Raw genomic sequence first — 17,232 nt, 5'->3', positions numbered from 1 at the left:
ATGGCAATGCGCGGCAAGGGAAAGAAGCAGGCGGTCGCTCCCGATTTCTCCAGCGATCCGCTCTGGTACAAGGACGCGATCATCTACCAGGTGCACGTGAAGTCGTTCTTCGACGCCAACGACGATGGCGTGGGCGATTTCCAGGGCCTGATCGAGAAGCTCGACTACATCGCCGAGCTGGGCGTGAACACGCTGTGGCTGCTGCCGTTCTATCCGAGCCCGCGGCGGGACGACGGTTACGACATCTCCGAATACAAGGCGGTCCATCCCGACTACGGCAAGTTGTCCGACGCCCGGCGTTTCATCGCCGAAGCCCACGCGCGGGGATTGCGCGTGATCACCGAGTTGGTCATCAACCACACCTCGGACCAGCACCCGTGGTTCCAGCGCGCGCGCAAGGCGAAGAAAGGTTCCGCCGCGCGGGATTTCTACGTCTGGTCGGACACCGACCAGGCCTACGACGGCACGCGCATCATCTTCATCGATACCGAGAAATCGAACTGGACATGGGACCCGGTGGCCGGCCAGTACTTCTGGCACCGCTTCTTCTCGCACCAGCCGGACCTGAATTTCGACAACCCGGCGGTGCTCAAGGCGGTGCTCGACGTGATGCGCTTCTGGCTGGACCTGGGCGTGGACGGATTGCGCCTGGATGCGGTGCCGTACCTGATCGAGCGCGAGGGCACCAATAACGAGAACCTGCCCGAGACGCACGCGATCCTCAAGCTGATACGCGCCGAGATCGACCAGCACTATCCGGACCGCATGCTCCTGGCCGAGGCCAACCAGTGGCCCGAGGACACCCAGGACTACTTCGGCAACGGCGACGAATGCCACATGGCTTTCCATTTCCCGCTGATGCCGCGCATGTACATGGCGATCGCCCGCGAGGACCGCTTCCCGATCACGGACATCATGCGGCAGACCCCGGCGATCCCGGATAACTGCCAGTGGGCGATCTTCCTGCGCAACCATGACGAGCTGACCCTCGAGATGGTGACCGACAACGAGCGCGATTACCTCTGGCAAACCTACGCCGCGGATCGCCGCGCGCGCATCAACCTGGGCATTCGCCGCCGCCTCGCGCCCTTGCTCGAACGCGACCGCCGCCGTATCGAACTGATGAACGCGCTGCTGTTGTCGATGCCTGGAACGCCGGTGCTGTATTACGGCGACGAGATCGGCATGGGTGACAACATCCACCTCGGCGATCGCGACGGCGTGCGCACGCCGATGCAATGGTCGGTGGATCGCAACGGCGGATTCTCGCGCGCCGATCCGGCGAGCCTGGTCCTTCCGCCGATCATGGACCCGTTGTACGGCTTCCAGGCCATCAACGTGGAAGCGCAGGCGCGCGATCCGCACTCCCTGCTCAACTGGACACGTCGCATGCTCGCCGTGCGCAAGCGCTACAAGGCGTTTGGACGCGGCAGCCTGAAATTCCTCTACCCCGGCAACCGCAAGGTGCTGGCCTACCTGCGCGAGTACGAGGGTGAGCACGTGCTGTGCGTGGCGAACATGTCGCGCTCGTTGCAGGCGGTGGAACTGGACCTCGCCACGTTCGACGGGCAGGTGCCCATCGAGATCATGGGTGGTTCCTCGTTCCCGCCGGTGGGACAGCTGCCGTACCTGCTCACCGTGCCGCCGTACGGTTTCTATGCGTTCCAGATCTGTCCAAACGCGCAGATGCCGGTGTGGCACGAGGTACCAGCCGAACCGATGCCCGACTACGAGACGCTCGTGCTGCGCGGCGCCCTCGTCGAAGGGCCGGTGATGGCTCATCACCGCGGCGTGATCGAGAAACAGGTGCTGCCGAACTACCTCGCCGTGCGCCGGTGGTTCGCGGCCAAGGATCGTGGCATCGAATCGGTGAAGATCCTCTACGGCGCCGCCTGGCCCGACCGTGGCGACGACCTCATCCTCACCGAGGTGGAAGCCACGCTGTCGGACGGGGGCAAGGAGCGCTACAGCCTGCCGGTGGGCATCGTCTGGGAAGACGAGAATCCGACCGCGCGGGCGCAACAACTGGCCCTGGCACGCGTCCGCCGTGGGCGCCGGATCGGCCTGCTCACCGACGGTTTCGCGCTGGAGGCGTTCGCCAGCGGCCTCCTCATCGGCTTGCGCAACGGCGTGGAGCTGGCGACGCAAGGGGGTGTCGTGCGCTTCGAGCCCACCATCGCCTTTGCGGGCATCGCGTTCGACGCGACGATCGAGAATCGCTGGATTGCCACCGAGCAATCGAACAGTTCGATGATCCTGCACGATGCCGGGGTGGTGAAGCTGTTCCGGCGTACCTCGGCCGGCGTCAATCCCGAAGTGGAAATGAGCCGCTTCCTCACCGAGAACGGCTACGCGAATACCGCGCCGCTGCTGGGCGAGGTGGTGCGCCTGGGTGACCATGGCGAGCGGACCACGCTCGCGGTCCTGCAGGGTTTCCTGCGTAACCAGGGCGATGCGTGGGCGTGGACGCTGGATTACCTGCGCCGCAGCTACGACGAATTCAGCCATTCCGGCGAGGAGGACCGCAAGGCGGAGATCGAGGGCGGCTACGACGCGTTCGCGACGGCCGTCGGTACACGGCTGGCTGAACTGCATGCGTTGCTGGCGAAGCCGAGCGAACTCCCGGCATTCTCGCCGGAGCCGGTGGGCGAGGCCATGGTGCGAGCCTGGCGTGAAAGCGTGCGCGGCCAGGTCGAGCGCGCGTTGCTGTCGGTGGATGCAGAGGCGGAACTGCCACCCGCCCTGGCCGCCGACGTGGACGCACTGCGCGGCCTCGCGCGCGCGCTGGACGAGCGCGTCGGCATGCTGGCGGCGGCCGGGCAGGGCGCGCTGGCCACGCGCACCCATGGCGATTTCCACCTGGGCCAGGTGCTGGTCGTGCAGGACGATGCCTACATCATCGATTTCGAAGGCGAGCCGGCACGTACGCTCGACGAGCGTCGCAGCAAGAGTTCGCCGCTGCGGGATGTCGCCGGCTTCCTTCGCTCGCTCGACTACGCCGCGGCGATGGCACGGCGCGGCGAAGACGGCCTGGCGCCGGTCGAGGACGAAGGATTCGGCGACTACCTGGCCCGCTTCCGCGAGCGCTCGGCGAAGGTATTCCTCGGCGCGTACCGCAGCGTGCTCGATGCCGCGCCCGTGCGCTGGATCGCGCCCGGGGCGCTGGCGCCCGTGCTCGAACTCTTCATCATCGAGAAGGCGGCCTATGAGGTCGTCTACGAGGCGGCGAACCGCCCGGGATGGCTCGACGTACCGTTGCGTGGATTGCTGCAGATCGCGCGTGGCGGGATGGCGAACGAACTGAAGGAGGATACGTGACCGATCCCCGCACCTACGGCCTGGCCGATCCCGCCGCGATCGATGCGCTGGTCGAAGGCCGGCACGGCGATCCGTTCGCGTTGCTCGGTCCGCACGCGGTGGACGGACGCCGCGTGGTTCGCACCTTGCAACCCGGTGCCCGGGGCGTCGAATTGATCGATGCCGGGGGCCACGTGATCGCCGAGCTGGCGCGGGTTCATCCCGGGGGACTGTTCGCGGGGCTCGTCGAGGCCCCCGCGTACCGGCTGCGGGTGCATTGGCCGGCGGCCACGCAGGATACCCACGATCCCTACGCCTTCGGCACCCTGCTGGGCGAGGACGACCTCCGCAGGCTTTCCGACGGTAGCCACATCGAATTGTTCCGTTGCCTGGGCGCCCATCCGGTCACCATCGATGGCGTGCATGGGGTGCGCTTCGCGGTGTGGGCACCGAATGCGAAGCGTGTCAGCGTCGTGGGCGACTTCGACAGCTGGGACGGGCGCCGTCACCCGATGCGCAAGCGCGTGCCGGCCGGCGTCTGGGAACTGTTCGTGCCGGGCCTGCTCGCGGGGGCGCGCTACAAATACGAGATATGGGGCGCGGACGGCTCGTTGACCCAACGCGCCGACCCGGTGGCGCTGGCCGCCGAATTGCCGCCCGCGACGGCTTCGATCGTGGCCGATCCCACGGCCTTCCACTGGACCGACGACGCCTGGTTGCGCCGGCGCGGAGCGCTGCATCACGCAGGCTCGCCGCTGAGCATCTACGAGTTGCACGCCGGGTCGTGGCTGCGTGGAAGGGATGGCCGCGAGCTGCATTGGGACGAACTCGGCGAACGCCTGATCCCTTACGTCGCCGGGATGGGCTTTTCGCATATCGAGTTGCTGCCGGTCTCCGAGCATCCGTTCGGTGGCTCGTGGGGTTACCAGCCGCTGGGGCAGTTCGCGCCGACCTCGCGCTTCGGTACCCCCGACGCGTTCGCACGTTTCGTCGATCGCTGCCACGAGTCAGGCATCGGCGTGATCGTCGATTGGGTGCCGGCGCATTTCCCGACGGACATCCATGGCCTGGCACACTTCGACGGCACGCCGTTGTATGAACATGCCGATCCGCGCGAAGGTTTCCACCAGGACTGGAATACGCTGATCTTCAACCTCGGCCGTAACGAGGTATCGGCCTTCCTCGTCGCCAGTGCGCTGGCATGGCTCGAACGCTTCCATGTCGATGGCCTGCGCGTGGATGCGGTGGCGTCCATGCTCTACCGCGACTACTCGCGCAAGCAGGGCGAATGGGTGCCGAACATGTACGGCGGCCGCGAGAACCTGGAATCCATCGCCTTCCTGCGCCGTGTCAACCAGCTGGTGGCGGAGCGCCATCCGGATTGCATGACCATCGCCGAGGAATCCACGGCGTGGCCCGGCGTGACCCAGCCGGTGGAGCAGGGTGGCCTGGGCTTCACCTTCAAGTGGAACATGGGCTGGATGCACGATTCGCTGGAGTACATATCGCGCGATCCGATCCACCGGCGCTGGCACCACGGCGAGATGACATTCAGCATGGTTTACGCGTATTCGGAGAAGTTCGTGCTGCCGCTGTCCCACGACGAGGTGGTGCACGGCAAGCGCTCCTTGCTCGGCCGCATGCCCGGTGACGAGTGGCAGCGCTTTGCGAACCTTCGCGCGTACTACGGTTTCATGTGGGGACATCCCGGCAAGAAGTTGTTGTTCACCGGTGGTGAGATCGCCCAACCCCACGAGTGGAACCACGATGCCCAGATCGCCTGGGACCTGCTCGACCATCCCCTGCACCTGGGCGTGCAGAAGCTCGTGCGCGACTTGAACCTCCTGTACGCCGCGACACCCGCCCTGCATGCGTGGGACACCGATCCGCGCGGGTTCCGCTGGGTGATCGGCGACGACGCCGCGCAGAGCGTCTTCGCCTGGCTGCGCCTGGCCGAGGGGGCGCGTCCCGCCCTGGTGGTCAGCAACATGACGCCAACGCCTCGCCACGGCTTCCGCATCGGCGTGCCCGAAGGAGGACGCTGGCGCGAAGCGATCAATTCCGATGCGGCGGATTACGGCGGATCCGGCGTGGGCAACGAAGGCGAACGACACGCGCAAGACGTTCCTTCGCATGGCTTCGACCGCTCGCTGGTGGTCAGCCTGCCGCCCCTATCCACGGTCATCTTCGTGGCCGACTGACGAGGAATCCGATGCCCGCCCTTCCCGAACGCATGCAGCCTGGTATGCCGTACCCGCTCGGTGCCACCTGTGACGGCATGGGAACCAACTTCGCCGTGTTCTCCGCCCACGCCGAGCGCATCGAACTGTGCCTTTTCGATCCGTCGGGCAAGCGGGAAATCGCACGCTACGAACTGCCCGAATGTACCGACGAGATCTGGCACGGCTATCTGCCGCGCGTCCGCGGCGGCACGTTGTACGGCTTCCGCGCCCATGGCCCTTATGCTCCCGAGGAAGGGCATCGTTTCAATCCCAACAAGCTGCTGCTCGATCCCTATGCGCGCTTGCTGCACGGGCAGGTGCGATGGTCGGATGCCCTGCATGGCTACCGGGTGTCTTCGCCGCGCGCCGACCTCTCGTTCGACCGGCGCGACAGCGCCGCGGCGATGCCCAAGGCCGTGGTCGTCGACGAACCGATGCACTGGACCCAGGGCAACCGGCCGCATACGCCGTGGAACGAGACGGTGATCTACGAGACCCACCTGAAGGGTTTCACGCGCACCTTGAAGCGCATCCGCCAGCACGAGCGCGGTACCTTCATCGCGCTGGCCGATCCCTATGTGATCGACTACCTGGTGAAGCTGGGCGTCACCGCCGTGGAACTCCTTCCCGTGCATGCCTTCCTGCAGGACCGGCGCCTCACGGAGATGAAGCTGCGCAACTACTGGGGCTACAACACGCTGGCCTTCTTCGCTCCCGAGCCGGCCTATCTCGCCGAGGGCGCGCTGAACGAGATTCGCGCGGCGGTGCAGGCGCTGCACGCGGCCGGCATCGAAGTGATCCTCGACGTGGTCTACAACCACACCTGCGAGGGAAGCGAGCTGGGTACCACCATGTCGTTCCGGGGCCTGGACAACAAGAGCTATTACCGGCTGATGCCGGACAACCCGCGCTATTGCATCAACGACACCGGCACCGGAAACACGGTGAACACCGCGCATCCGCGGGTACTCCAGCTGGTGATGGACTCCTTGCGCTATTGGGTGCAGACCTTCCACGTGGACGGCTTTCGCTTCGATCTCGGGGTGAGCCTCGGGCGCGAGGAACACGGCTTCGATCCCTGTTGCGGATTGTTCGACGCCATGCGCCAGGACCCGGTGCTGGCGAACGTGAAGCTGATTTCCGAGCCTTGGGACATCGGCCCCGGCGGTTACCAGCTGGGCAATCATCCCGCGGGTTTCGCGGAGTGGAACGGCCAGTTCCGCGACGACGTGCGCAAGTTCTGGAAGGGCGATTCCAACATGCGCGGCGTGCTTGCCGGGCGCCTGCAAGCCTCCGGTGAACTGTTCGACCATCATCGGCGCAAGCCCTGGGCGTCGGTGAATTTCCTCACCGCGCACGACGGGTTCACGCTGGAAGACCTGGTCAGCTACAACGACAAGCACAACGAAGCCAACGGCGAGGACAACCGCGACGGCGGCAACGACAACGAAAGCTACAACTACGGCGTGGAAGGGCCGACGGACGATCCCGGCATCCGTACCGCGCGCGACCGGGTGAAGCGCGCCATGCTGTCCACGCTGTTCTTCTCGCACGGCACGCCCATGCTCCTGGGCGGCGACGAGTTCGGCCGCACGCAGCAGGGCAACAACAACGCGTACTGCCAGGACAACGAACTGTCGTGGTACGACTGGAAGCTGGCCACGGACGAACGGGGCAGGGAGCTTACCGACTTCGTCGCGCGCCTGGTCCGTCTTCGTGAGAAGCATCCGACGCTGCGGGCCGCGCATTTCCTGCGCGGAGATACCGAAGTGGCGCCGGGCATGCGCGAGGTGGCGTGGTTCGACGAGAGCGGCACGGAAATGACCCAGGAGACCTGGGGCTACACGGAGGGCCGCCTGCTGGCGTTGCGCCGCGCTCAGGCGTACGGGGAAAAGCGCGCCGACGTGACCCTGGTGCTGATCAACGCCACGCCCGAGAAGCACGTGTTCCACCTTCCCCAGCCGGCCGTGAACTGGCGGATGAGCTGCAACAGCGCCATGCCGTCCGCGCCGGAAACGCCCTGGAGCGAGCCGTCGGTCGAGGTGGAAGGACGCAGCGTGATCCTCCTGACCGCGTCGGCGAGGACGGAGCCGGCATGAGCGATACCTTCGTCCACCCGATGCCGTATGGCGCGAGGCACCTGGGCGATGGCCGCACCCGTTTCCGGCTCTGGGCTCCCGACGTGGACGCGGTGTCGATCGAATGCGACGACGGCCACGTCTCGCCGATGCGCGCGCTGGACGACGGCTGGTTCGAATGCGTGTGTCCGGCCGAGGTGGGTTCCGGTTATCGCTTTCGCATCGACGACGACCTGGCGGTGCCCGATCCTGCCTCGCGCCGGCAGGTCGGTGGCGACGTGCACGGTTTCAGCATGGTCACCGACCCCGCCGCGTATGCGTGGCGGCACGCCGGTTGGCGCGGCCGGCCCTGGCACGAAACCGTGATCTACGAGTTGCACGTGGGTGCGCTCGGCGGGTTCCGTGGCGTGGAGATGGTCTTGCCGCACCTCGCCTCGCTGGGCATCACCGCCGTCCAACTGATGCCCATCGCCGAGTTCGCGGGTGAACGCAACTGGGGTTATGACGGCGTACTGCCGTTCGCCCCGGCGGATGCCTATGGGTCACCCGACGACCTGAAGTCATTGGTCGACGCGGCGCATGGACTCGGGTTGATGATCTTCCTCGACGTGGTCTACAACCACTTCGGACCGGAGGGCAATTACCTCGGCGCGTATGCGTCGCCGTTCTTCGACGAATCGGCGCATACGCCGTGGGGCGCGGCCATCGGCGTGGCGACGCCGCAGGTGGGCGATTACTTCGTGCACAACGCGCTGTACTGGCTGCAGGAGTTCCGTTTCGACGGCCTGCGCTTCGATGCGGTGCACGCGATCGGCAATGCCGGCTGGCTGGTGACGCTGGCGGATCGCGTGCACGCCGCCGTGGAGCCGGGACGCCATGTGCACCTCATTCTCGAGAACGAAGCCAACCAGGCCAACCTGCTCGGACGCGGCCGGTTCGACGCGCAATGGAACGACGATTTCCACAATGCGCTGCACGTGCTGCTCACCGGGGAGGGGGAGGGCTATTACGCGCACTACCACCCGCCGATGGACAAGCTGCTGCGCTGTCTTCGCGAAGGCTTCGCCTTTCAGGGCGAACCGATGGGCGGTCGCCGTCGTGGAGAGCCCAGCGCCCACCTGCCGCCATCGCGATTCGTGAACTTCCTGCAGAACCACGACCAGGTGGGCAACCGCGCGCTCGGGGACAGGTTGAGCACGCTCGTTTCCCCGGAAATGCTCGAGGCCGCTCTCGCGCTGCTCCTGCTGTCGCCTTTCGTACCCCTGCTGTTCATGGGCGAGGAATGGGCCAGCCGGACGCCGTTCCTGTTCTTCACCGACTTTCCCGATGAGGCCTTGCGCGCGGCGGTGCGCGATGGCCGGCGCAAGGAGTTCGACGCCTTCACCGGATTCTCCGGCGAGGACATTCCCGATCCCAACGAATACGCCACGTTTACCGCCTCCATTCCCGCGAGGGATCGCGAACGCGGCGAACTGCGCCGGACGCTCGTTCGTGAGTTGATCGCGGCGCGGCAAAAGCACGTTTCCCCGCATATCGGGCAGGCGCGCAGCCTCGGGGCTGAAGCGGTGGGCGAGCGCGCCTTCGTGGCGTCCTGGTCGTTGGGCGGGTCGTCGCTCACGTTGTTCGTCAATTTCGCCGACATCGACGTCACCCTCGTGAAGCCACCATCGCCGTCTGCGGCCTGGTTGCATGGCGATGCCGCCGATGTCGCTTCCGTTTCGCGCGGGCTGCTTCCCGCCCGCCGCACGCTTGCCTGTCTGGAGTCCTGATTCGTGAACGAGCCCCTCGACGATCGCCTCGCGTTATTGGCCGAACAGGCCGGGATCGACGTGAACTGGCGCGATGCACTCGACCGGCCGCAATCGACCCCGGCGCGCACGGTGCGGGCCGTCCTGCAGGCCCTGGGGCTGCCGGCGGACAACGCGGACGACGTCGAGGCGAGCTTGCGGCGCATCGAGGAAGAACGCACTGGACGGCAGCCGCCGAGGCTGCTGACCGCCGACGCGGGGGGGCGGGTCGAGCTGCCGGCGGCGGCACGCGGCCGGTCGTGGAAGATCGTGACGGACGAAGGCGGGCGGGTCAGCGAGGGCGCATTGCCTTCCGGCGAACGGCTCGTCGACGCACCGGTCGTGCCGGGTTACTACACTTTGTTGATCGACGAGGAGCCGGTCACGCTCGCCGTCGCGCCACCGCGCGCATTCGGCATCGGTGACATCGCCTCCGCCCATCGGCCTTGGGGCATCGCCGTGCAGATGTCCAGCCTGCGCCGTCCCGGCGATGGCGGCATCGGCGATTTCACCGCGCTGGAACTGTGTGCGAAGGCCGCCGCGGAGAAGGGCGCGGACGCGCTGGCGATCAGTCCGCTGCACGCGTTGTTCGCGGCGGCCCCCGAACGCTACAGCCCGTATGCGCCGTCGAGCCGCCTGTTCCTCAACGGCCTGTATATCGACCCGGTGCGGACCAGTGGCGAGCAGACCGTGCGCGCGGTGATCGACACGCACAACCTGCGCCAGGAGCTGGCCGAACTCGAATGGCTCGAGTTGATCGACTGGCCGCGCGCCGCGCGTGCGCGGATGACGATCCTCCGTTCCGTGTTCGAGTGGGCCTCGGTGGATATCGCGCACTCGGAGCGGTTCGCCGCGTTCCGGCGCGAGCAAGGCGAACCGCTCGAACGCCACGCGCGTTTCGAGGCATTGCATGCCGACTTCACCGCGCACGGGCGCGCGGGCGGATGGCAGGGCTGGCCGGAGGCGTTCCATGATCCGGCGGGCCTCGAGGTGGCGGCGTTCGCCCGCGAACACGCGCGTGAGGTCTCGTTCCACGCCTGGTTGCAATGGCTTGCCATGCAGGGCCTGGAAGGCGCACAGAAAGCCGCGCGCGACGCGGGCATGGCGATCGGCCTGGTGGCGGATCTCGCCGTGGGTGCCGACGCGGGTGGCAGCCATGCCTGGGCACACCAGAGGGAGGTGCTCGACGGCCTGTCCGTGGGTGCGCCGCCGGATGCGCTCAACCGGCTGGGCCAGGACTGGGGGCTCACCACGTTCTCGCCGCGAGGCTTGCGCGAGACCGGTTTCAAGGGATTCATCGGCATGCTGCGCGCCGCGCTGGCGCATGCCGGTGGCGTGCGCATCGACCACGTGTTGGGATTGAAGCGCCTGTGGATGGTACCCCGTGGCGCGGGCGCGACCGAAGGCGCTTACGTGCGCTATCCACTCGGCGACATGTTGCGGCTGATCGCGCTGGAATCGCATTTGCACCGTGCCATCGTCATCGGCGAGGACCTTGGCACCGTGCCGGCCGACTTTCGCCAGGCGATCGCCGACAAGGGCGTCCTCGGTATTCGCGTGCTCTGGTTCGAGCGCGCCGCGGACGGCGGCTTCATCGCCCCGGCGGAATGGTCCGGCAAGGCCATGGCGACGACCAGCACGCACGATGTGCCGACCGTGGCGGGATGGTGGAGCGGGCGAGACGTGGAATGGCGTAAACGCGCCGGGCTCGACAATCCCGATGTCGACGAGGCGGCGCAGCGCGAGGTCGAGCGGGCGATGCTCTGGCGGGCGTTGTACGCGTCCGGCTCGGCGTGGAACGAGGACGCCCCGCCCGCGCCTGACGACATCTCGCCCGTGGTCGTAGCCGCGGCCCGGCATGTATCGCAGGCACCCGCGCCCCTGGCGGTCTTTCCCGTGGAAGATGTGCTCGGCCTTCACGAACAACCGAACCTTCCCGGTCCCACCGACGCGGTCCATCCCAACTGGCGCAGGCGAATGCCCGATTCGTCGTCGCGCCTGTTCGATGGCCCGATCGCCCACGCCGTATGCGCCGCGATCGACCAGACCCGGCATCGCGCATGAACGCTCCGCGTGCGCTGGCGCGTCTGCAGTTCCATGCGGGCTTCACCCTCGACGATGCGATCGGCGTCGTGGGCTACTACGCACGACTGGGCGTGAGCCATCTGTACGCGTCACCGATCCTGCGCGCGCGGGCCGGTTCAACCCACGGCTACGACGTCGTCGACTGCCACGAAGTGAATCCGGAGATCGGCGGGGAGGATGCCTTGCGTCGTCTCGTCGCGGCCCTGCGCTCGCGTGGCATGGGCCTGATCGTCGACATCGTGCCCAACCACATGGGCGTGGGCGTCGAGAACGCGTGGTGGATGGACGTGCTCCGCCACGGACGGGAAAGCCGTTACGCGGGGTATTTCGACATCGAGTGGCAGGCGCCCGATCCCTTGCTGAAGGGGCGCCTGCTATTGCCGATCCTCGGCGCGGGTTATGAGCAGACCTTGCGCGATGGCCATGTACGATTGGCGCGGCGGCGCAACGAATGGGTGCTGCGGGTCTATGACGATCACCTGCCGTTGTCGCCCGCCTCCTCGGCGACATTGGGCGAGGACGCGCAGGCCGTGCACGATCCGGAGACGAACGAGGGCAGGGCGTCGCTGCACGCGCTGATCGAACGGCAGCACTATCGCCTGGCGTTCTGGAAGCTCGCCAGCGACATGGTCAACTATCGCCGCTTCTTCGATATCAACGAGCTGGCGGGCTTGCGCATCGAGCGGACCGCCGTCTTCGAAGACACGCACAAGACGATCTTCCGGCTGTACACCGAAGGCTTGATCGACGGTGTGCGCTGCGATCACGTCGATGGGCTGGCCGACCCACGGCGCTACTGCCGCCAGTTGCGTCACCGGTTCGAGACGCTGCGCGCGAGGCGTCCACCGGATGCTCCGCGCGGCGCGGCCTACCTGGTGGTGGAGAAGATCCTCGCGCCGGACGAGACCCTGCGCCTCGATTGGCGCACCGATGGCACCACCGGCTATGAGTTCATGGACCAGGTGTCGGCCTTGCTGCACGACGAAAACGGCGAGGCGCCACTGACCGGTTTATGGCGCAAGCTCACGGGCGAAAGCACGGACTTCGGAACGCAAGCGGTGCGTGCGCGACGGCAGATCCTCGTGGACAGTTTCGAAGCGGAACTGGACCGCACGGCGCGTGCCTTGTTCGCCGCGGCGCGTGCCGATATCGCGACGCGGGATGTATCGCTGGCCGCCATTCGCCGCGTGCTGGTGGAGCTGCTCGTGCATTTCCCGGTATATCGCACCTATGCGAGGGGCGCCGGCCGCGATGCGTATGACGAAACGGTGTTCTCGCGGGCCGTCGAAGGCGCACTGCGCACCAATCGTCTCGAAGACGGCGAGTTGCTCCATCTCGTCGCGCGATGGCTCGGCGGCGAGGCGCCGCGCTCGTTGCCACCGGGCCCGGTGCGTCGCGCCCGCGAAAGGGCGTTGGCGATGTTTCAGCAAGCCACGTCGCCGGTGGCCGCCAAGGCCGTGGAAGACACCGCCGGCTATCGGTATGGCCGTCTGCTGTCGCGCAACGAGGTGGGCGTCGATGCGGCGAGGCTGGCGATCGCTCCGGAACATTTCCATCGTCACTGCGCGGAGCGCGCCGCCACGCTGCCGAACAACCTGCTGGCTACCGCCACCCACGATCACAAGCGGGGCGAAGACCTTCGCGCGCGCCTGGCCGTGCTCTCCGAAGTGCCCCAACGGTGGATCGTGACGGTGGATCGCTGGCGCTCCCGCCACGCCGTGTTCCGCCAGCGCGCGGAAGGGCGGATGGCGCCATCGGCGGCGGATGAACTCATCCTCTACCAGATGCTGGTCGGTGCATGGCCCTATGGGCTGTCGCAGGACGACGTGGACAACGTGGAACGCTTCGCCACGCGCATCGCCGCATGGCAACGCAAGGCCTTGCGCGAAGCGAAGCGCTGGACCCGCTGGACCTCGCCGAACGAGCCGTACGAGGACGCCTGCGAGGATTTCCTGCGTAGCGTGCTGTCGGGCGAATCGGCGGCGGAAGTGGCGGCCTTCGCGGACTACATCGCCGCCCCCGGGGCGGCCAACGGACTGGCCCAGACCGTCCTGCGGCTGACGACGCCGGGTGTGCCCGATCTCTACCAGGGCACGGATTACTGGGACTTCAGCCTGGTCGATCCCGACAATCGTCGTCCCGTCGATTTCCTGGCCCGGGCCGTCTCCCTTGAACGCGACAGCGCGCCGTCGGACCTGTTGCCGGCATGGAGGGATGGCGCGATCAAGCAGGCGGTGATCGCTAGGTTGCTGCGGCTGCGCCAGGCCCATCCCGACCTGTTCGCGCGCGGCAGCTATCGTCCACTGGCGGCCGAGGGGCCGGCGGCGGGGCATCTCGTGGCCTTCGTTCGCGAATGGCGGGGACAGCGGCTGGCGGTCGCCGTGGCGCGGCATACCGCCGGGTGGCTGGCGGGAGCGGAAACGCCGGCGATCCCTGGCGAGCGGTGGGAGGGGACGACGTTGCGCTTGCCCGAAGGCCGGTGGACGGGGGTGCTCACCGAGGGCCGGCTGGAAACGGCGGCGACCGGACGGGGTGCTCCGGCCAGTGCCGCGGCGGTGTTCGGTGGCCTGCCGGTCGCCGCCTGGATCTCGCTCCGCGCTTCGTAGGATCGCCGATGAATCGGCTCCCACAAGAGCGCCGCGCTGCGGACCGACCGGTGGATGGTCGACCTATCCGGTGGGAGCCGACCCTATCGGCGGCGGTGCCTGCCATGACCGGTGGGAGCCGACCCTGTCGGCGATGGGTGCTTGCCTCACCCCGGCCCGCTGCCGCGGGATCGCCGACAAGGTCGGCTCCCACCGAGCGAGGGGGCGCTCAACCTCCCAGCGACCTCACCAGTTCGATGTAGTCGCGCATCGCATCCTCCCGTGGCACGCCTTTCAGTGCCGCCCAGGCCTCGTACTTCGCGGTGCCCACGAAATCGAAGAAGCCGGGCTTGTCGCCGCGGACGTCGCCCTCGGAACCCTGTTTATAAAGGGCGTAGATGCGCAGGAGGGTATCGTTATCGGGCCGTCGGCCAAGACGGGTGAGGTCCAGGTAAGCCTGCTCGAACTGGCTCTGGAGGTGGTCGGACATGGAGCGCTTCAAACCCGTGGCGCATAGGGATGGGGGGCTTTTAGCACGGCCCCCGGAGGCTGTCCATGGTCCGGTTTCGGGCGGTCGACGCGATATCATGGGTGTTTCGCGAACGAGGTTGATCCCATGGCCCATCCGGCTGCCGTCCCCGTGCTGACCATCGACGGCCCGTCCGGCTCGGGCAAGGGCACCATCAGTCGCCTGGTGGCCGAACGGCTCGGCTGGCGCCTGCTCGATTCCGGCGCCCTTTATCGCGCCGTGGGTTATGCGGCGGGGGAGGAGGGCATCGACCTCTCCGACGCCGAGGCCGTCACGCGCTGCGCGCAGACCGTGAAGATCCGCTTCCAGGCCAGCCCGGACGGCGGGGAGACCCGGGTGCTGGTGAACGGCCACGATGCCACGGACGAATTACGCACGGAAACGGCAGGAGCGGCCGCTTCGGCCATCGCCGTCATCCCCTCGGTCCGCCAGGCCCTGGTGGACCTCCAGCACGGTTTCCGCAAGGCGCCGGGCCTGGTGGCGGACGGGCGGGACATGGGGACGGTGATTTTCCCCGATGCCGCCCATAAGTTCTTTCTTACGGCCAGTGCCGCCGAGCGCGCGAAAAGGCGCTATAAGCAGTTGAAGGATAAGGGCCTGAGCGTTACACTTACCATTCTCCAACGAGAGATCGAGGCACGTGACGAAAGGGATGCGTCGCGGCCGGTCGCCCCGTTGAAGCCCGCCGAGGGCGCCGTGGTGATCGATACCACCGGCATGCCGATCGAGACGGTGGTGGAAAAAGTATTCGCCGTGGTGCGTCCTTAAAACGCATCCGGCACAACCCCCGCGCACGCTGTGTGCGCGGGATATTGGCAACGGTGCAGGGTGGTTTCCCCAACAGGCTTCCCCCATGCGCCCACGACCGGTGGGTCCCCCGTCCGCTTGCGCTCGACAACCGAGGCAGACGCCGGGTACGACCTTTCATAACCCTGGAATCAACATGACTGAAAGTTTTGCCGAACTGTTTGAACAGAGCCAGCAGGCCATTTCCAAGCTGAAGCCCGGCTCCATCGTCACCGGTATCGTTGTGGAAATCCGCAACGACGTGGTGGTGATCAACGCCGGCCTGAAGAGCGAAGGCATCGTCCCCATCGAGCAGTTCAAGGACGAGTCCGGCGCGCTGGAAGTGGAAGTGGGCGACGAGGTCAAGGTCGCGCTCGACGCGCTCGAAGACGGCTTCGGCGAGACCAAGCTCTCCCGTGAGAAGGCCAAGCGTTCGATGGTGTGGGACGACCTCGAGCAGGCGTTCGACAAGGAAGAGACCATCACCGGCAAGATCTCCGGCAAGGTCAAGGGTGGCTTCACGGTCGACATCAAGGACGTCCGCGCATTCCTGCCGGGTTCCCTGGTCGATGTGCGTCCGGTCCGCGACCCGGTCTACCTCGAGGGCAAGGATCTCGAGTTCAAGATCATCAAGCTCGATCGCAAGCGCAACAACGTCGTCGTCAGCCGCCGCGCGGTCGTCGAGACGGAGTTCTCGGAAGAGCGCGAGAAGCTGCTCGAACGCCTGACGGAAGGCGCGGTCGTGAAGGGTGTGGTGAAGAACCTCACCGATTACGGCGCGTTCGTCGACCTCGGCGGCATCGACGGCCTGCTGCACATCACCGATATGGCGTGGAAGCGCGTGCGTCACCCGTCCGAAGTCGTCAACGTCGGCGACGAGCTGGACGTCCGCGTGCTCAAGTACGACCGCGAGCGCAACCGCGTGTCGCTCGGCCTCAAGCAGCTCGGCGACGACCCGTGGGTCGCCATCGCCCGCCGCTACCCGGTCGGCAGCCGCCTGTTCGGCAAGGTCTCCAACGTCACCGATTACGGCTGCTTCGTCGAGATCGAGCCGGGCGTCGAAGGCCTCGTGCACGTCTCCGAGATGGACTGGACCAACAAGAACGTCAACCCGGCCAAGGTCGTGCAGGTCGGTGACGAGACGGAAGTCATGGTCCTCGACGTGGATGAAGAGCGTCGCCGCATCTCCCTCGGTATCAAGCAGACCCGCTCGAACCCGTGGGAAGCGTTCGCCGCCATGCACAAGAAGGGCGACAAGGTGTCCGGCCAGATCAAGTCGATCACCGACTTCGGCATCTTCATCGGCCTGGAAGGCGGCATCGACGGTCTCGTCCACCTGTCCGACATCTCGTGGCAGGCATCGGGTGAAGACCTCGTGCGCAACTTCAAGAAGGGCGACGAAGTCGAGGCCGTGGTCCTGGCCGTCGATCCGGAGCGTGAGCGCATCTCCCTCGGCATCAAGCAGATGGAGCAGGATCCGTTCGGCCAGTTCATGGCCACGAATCCGCGCGGCACGGTCCTGACCGGCACGGTCCGCGAAGTCGACGCCAAGGGTGCGGTCATTGATCTCGGCGAAGGTGTCGAGGGCTACATTCGCGCGAACGATATCGCCAAGGAGCGCGTGGACGATGCCACGCAGTATCTGAAGGTTGGCGATGCGGTCGAGGCGAAGTTCACCGGCATGGATCGCAAGGGCCGTCAGCTCCAGCTGTCGATCCGTGCGAAGGACGAGGAAGATCTGGCCGATACCATGGCCGACTACCAGTCCGCCGCTGGTGGTACGACCAAGCTCGGCGCGCTCCTCAAGGAGCAGATGAACAAGGCCGACTAACCGTCGGGCGAGGGGCGGCCGTGCCGCCCCTC

At 66.8% G+C, this 17,232-nt stretch carries 9 protein-coding genes; 8 read left to right on the top strand and 1 reads right to left on the bottom strand.

All coding sequences use genetic code 11. The features are described from left to right. From treS to treY, 6 genes are read left to right on the top strand one after another with little or no spacing between them, the layout of a single operon-like run. A complete protein-coding gene (treS, locus tag ACR9Y6_RS07980) occupies positions 1 to 3,318 on the top strand; it encodes a maltose alpha-D-glucosyltransferase (protein WP_481280818.1) in 3,318 nt (1,105 codons plus the stop codon). Further along, positions 3,240 to 5,498, top strand: coding sequence for a 1,4-alpha-glucan branching protein GlgB (gene glgB, locus ACR9Y6_RS07975; protein WP_481280817.1), 2,259 nt, complete (start codon positions 3,240 to 3,242; stop codon positions 5,496 to 5,498). Before treS ends, glgB begins: the two co-directional genes overlap by 79 nt. 11 nt (positions 5,499 to 5,509) lie before the next feature. Beyond that, entirely contained in the window at positions 5,510 to 7,618 is a 2,109-nt protein-coding gene (glgX, locus tag ACR9Y6_RS07970) for a glycogen debranching protein GlgX (RefSeq protein WP_481280816.1), read from the top strand. Beyond that, positions 7,615 to 9,366, top strand: a complete 1,752-nt coding sequence (gene treZ / locus ACR9Y6_RS07965) for a malto-oligosyltrehalose trehalohydrolase (protein ID WP_481280815.1) — start codon at positions 7,615 to 7,617, stop codon at positions 9,364 to 9,366. Before glgX ends, treZ begins: the two co-directional genes overlap by 4 nt. Before the next feature lie 3 nt (positions 9,367 to 9,369). Next, complete coding sequence (malQ, locus tag ACR9Y6_RS07960) at positions 9,370 to 11,448, top strand: 4-alpha-glucanotransferase (RefSeq protein WP_481280814.1); 2,079 nt, start codon at positions 9,370 to 9,372, stop codon at positions 11,446 to 11,448. Further along, on the top strand, positions 11,445 to 14,075 hold the full coding sequence (treY, locus tag ACR9Y6_RS07955; protein ID WP_481280813.1) for a malto-oligosyltrehalose synthase: 2,631 nt from the start codon (positions 11,445 to 11,447) through the stop codon (positions 14,073 to 14,075). The genes malQ and treY overlap by 4 nt, the downstream gene beginning before the upstream one ends. Positions 14,076 to 14,283: 208 nt before the next feature. Here treY and ACR9Y6_RS07950 read toward each other — a convergent pair whose 3' ends face one another. Continuing rightward, positions 14,284 to 14,544, bottom strand: a complete 261-nt coding sequence (locus tag ACR9Y6_RS07950; protein WP_481280812.1) for an acyl-CoA-binding protein — start codon at positions 14,542 to 14,544, stop codon at positions 14,284 to 14,286. Between the two features lie 126 nt (positions 14,545 to 14,670). Here ACR9Y6_RS07950 and cmk point away from each other — a divergent pair, with 126 nt between their 5' ends. Further along, positions 14,671 to 15,351, top strand: a complete 681-nt coding sequence (gene cmk, locus ACR9Y6_RS07945) for a (d)CMP kinase (RefSeq protein ID WP_371024962.1) — start codon at positions 14,671 to 14,673, stop codon at positions 15,349 to 15,351. A gap of 175 nt (positions 15,352 to 15,526) precedes the next feature. Beyond that, on the top strand, positions 15,527 to 17,200 hold the full coding sequence (rpsA, locus tag ACR9Y6_RS07940) for a 30S ribosomal protein S1 (RefSeq protein ID WP_481280811.1): 1,674 nt from the start codon (positions 15,527 to 15,529) through the stop codon (positions 17,198 to 17,200). Positions 17,201 to 17,232: the final 32 nt, after the last annotated feature.

The organism is Luteibacter sp. TLI7-4A, assembly GCF_056754745.1.
Note: the sequence above shows the minus strand (reverse complement) of the source record. Positions and strands in the feature narration are given on the sequence as shown.

What these genes read in the sequence shown, in the direction of transcription:
- treS (WP_481280818.1), top strand. Translation starts at nt 1, where the DNA reads ATGGCAATGCGCGGCAAGGGAAAGAAGCAGGCGGTCGCTCCCGATTTC.
- glgB (WP_481280817.1), top strand. Translation starts at nt 3,240, where the DNA reads ATGGCTCGACGTACCGTTGCGTGGATTGCTGCAGATCGCGCGTGGCGG.
- glgX (WP_481280816.1), top strand. Translation starts at nt 5,510, where the DNA reads ATGCCCGCCCTTCCCGAACGCATGCAGCCTGGTATGCCGTACCCGCTC.
- treZ (WP_481280815.1), top strand. Translation starts at nt 7,615, where the DNA reads ATGAGCGATACCTTCGTCCACCCGATGCCGTATGGCGCGAGGCACCTG.
- treY (WP_481280813.1), top strand. Translation starts at nt 11,445, where the DNA reads ATGAACGCTCCGCGTGCGCTGGCGCGTCTGCAGTTCCATGCGGGCTTC.
- ACR9Y6_RS07950 (WP_481280812.1), bottom strand. Translation starts at nt 14,544, where the DNA reads ATGTCCGACCACCTCCAGAGCCAGTTCGAGCAGGCTTACCTGGACCTC.
- cmk (WP_371024962.1), top strand. Translation starts at nt 14,671, where the DNA reads ATGGCCCATCCGGCTGCCGTCCCCGTGCTGACCATCGACGGCCCGTCC.
- rpsA (WP_481280811.1), top strand. Translation starts at nt 15,527, where the DNA reads ATGACTGAAAGTTTTGCCGAACTGTTTGAACAGAGCCAGCAGGCCATT.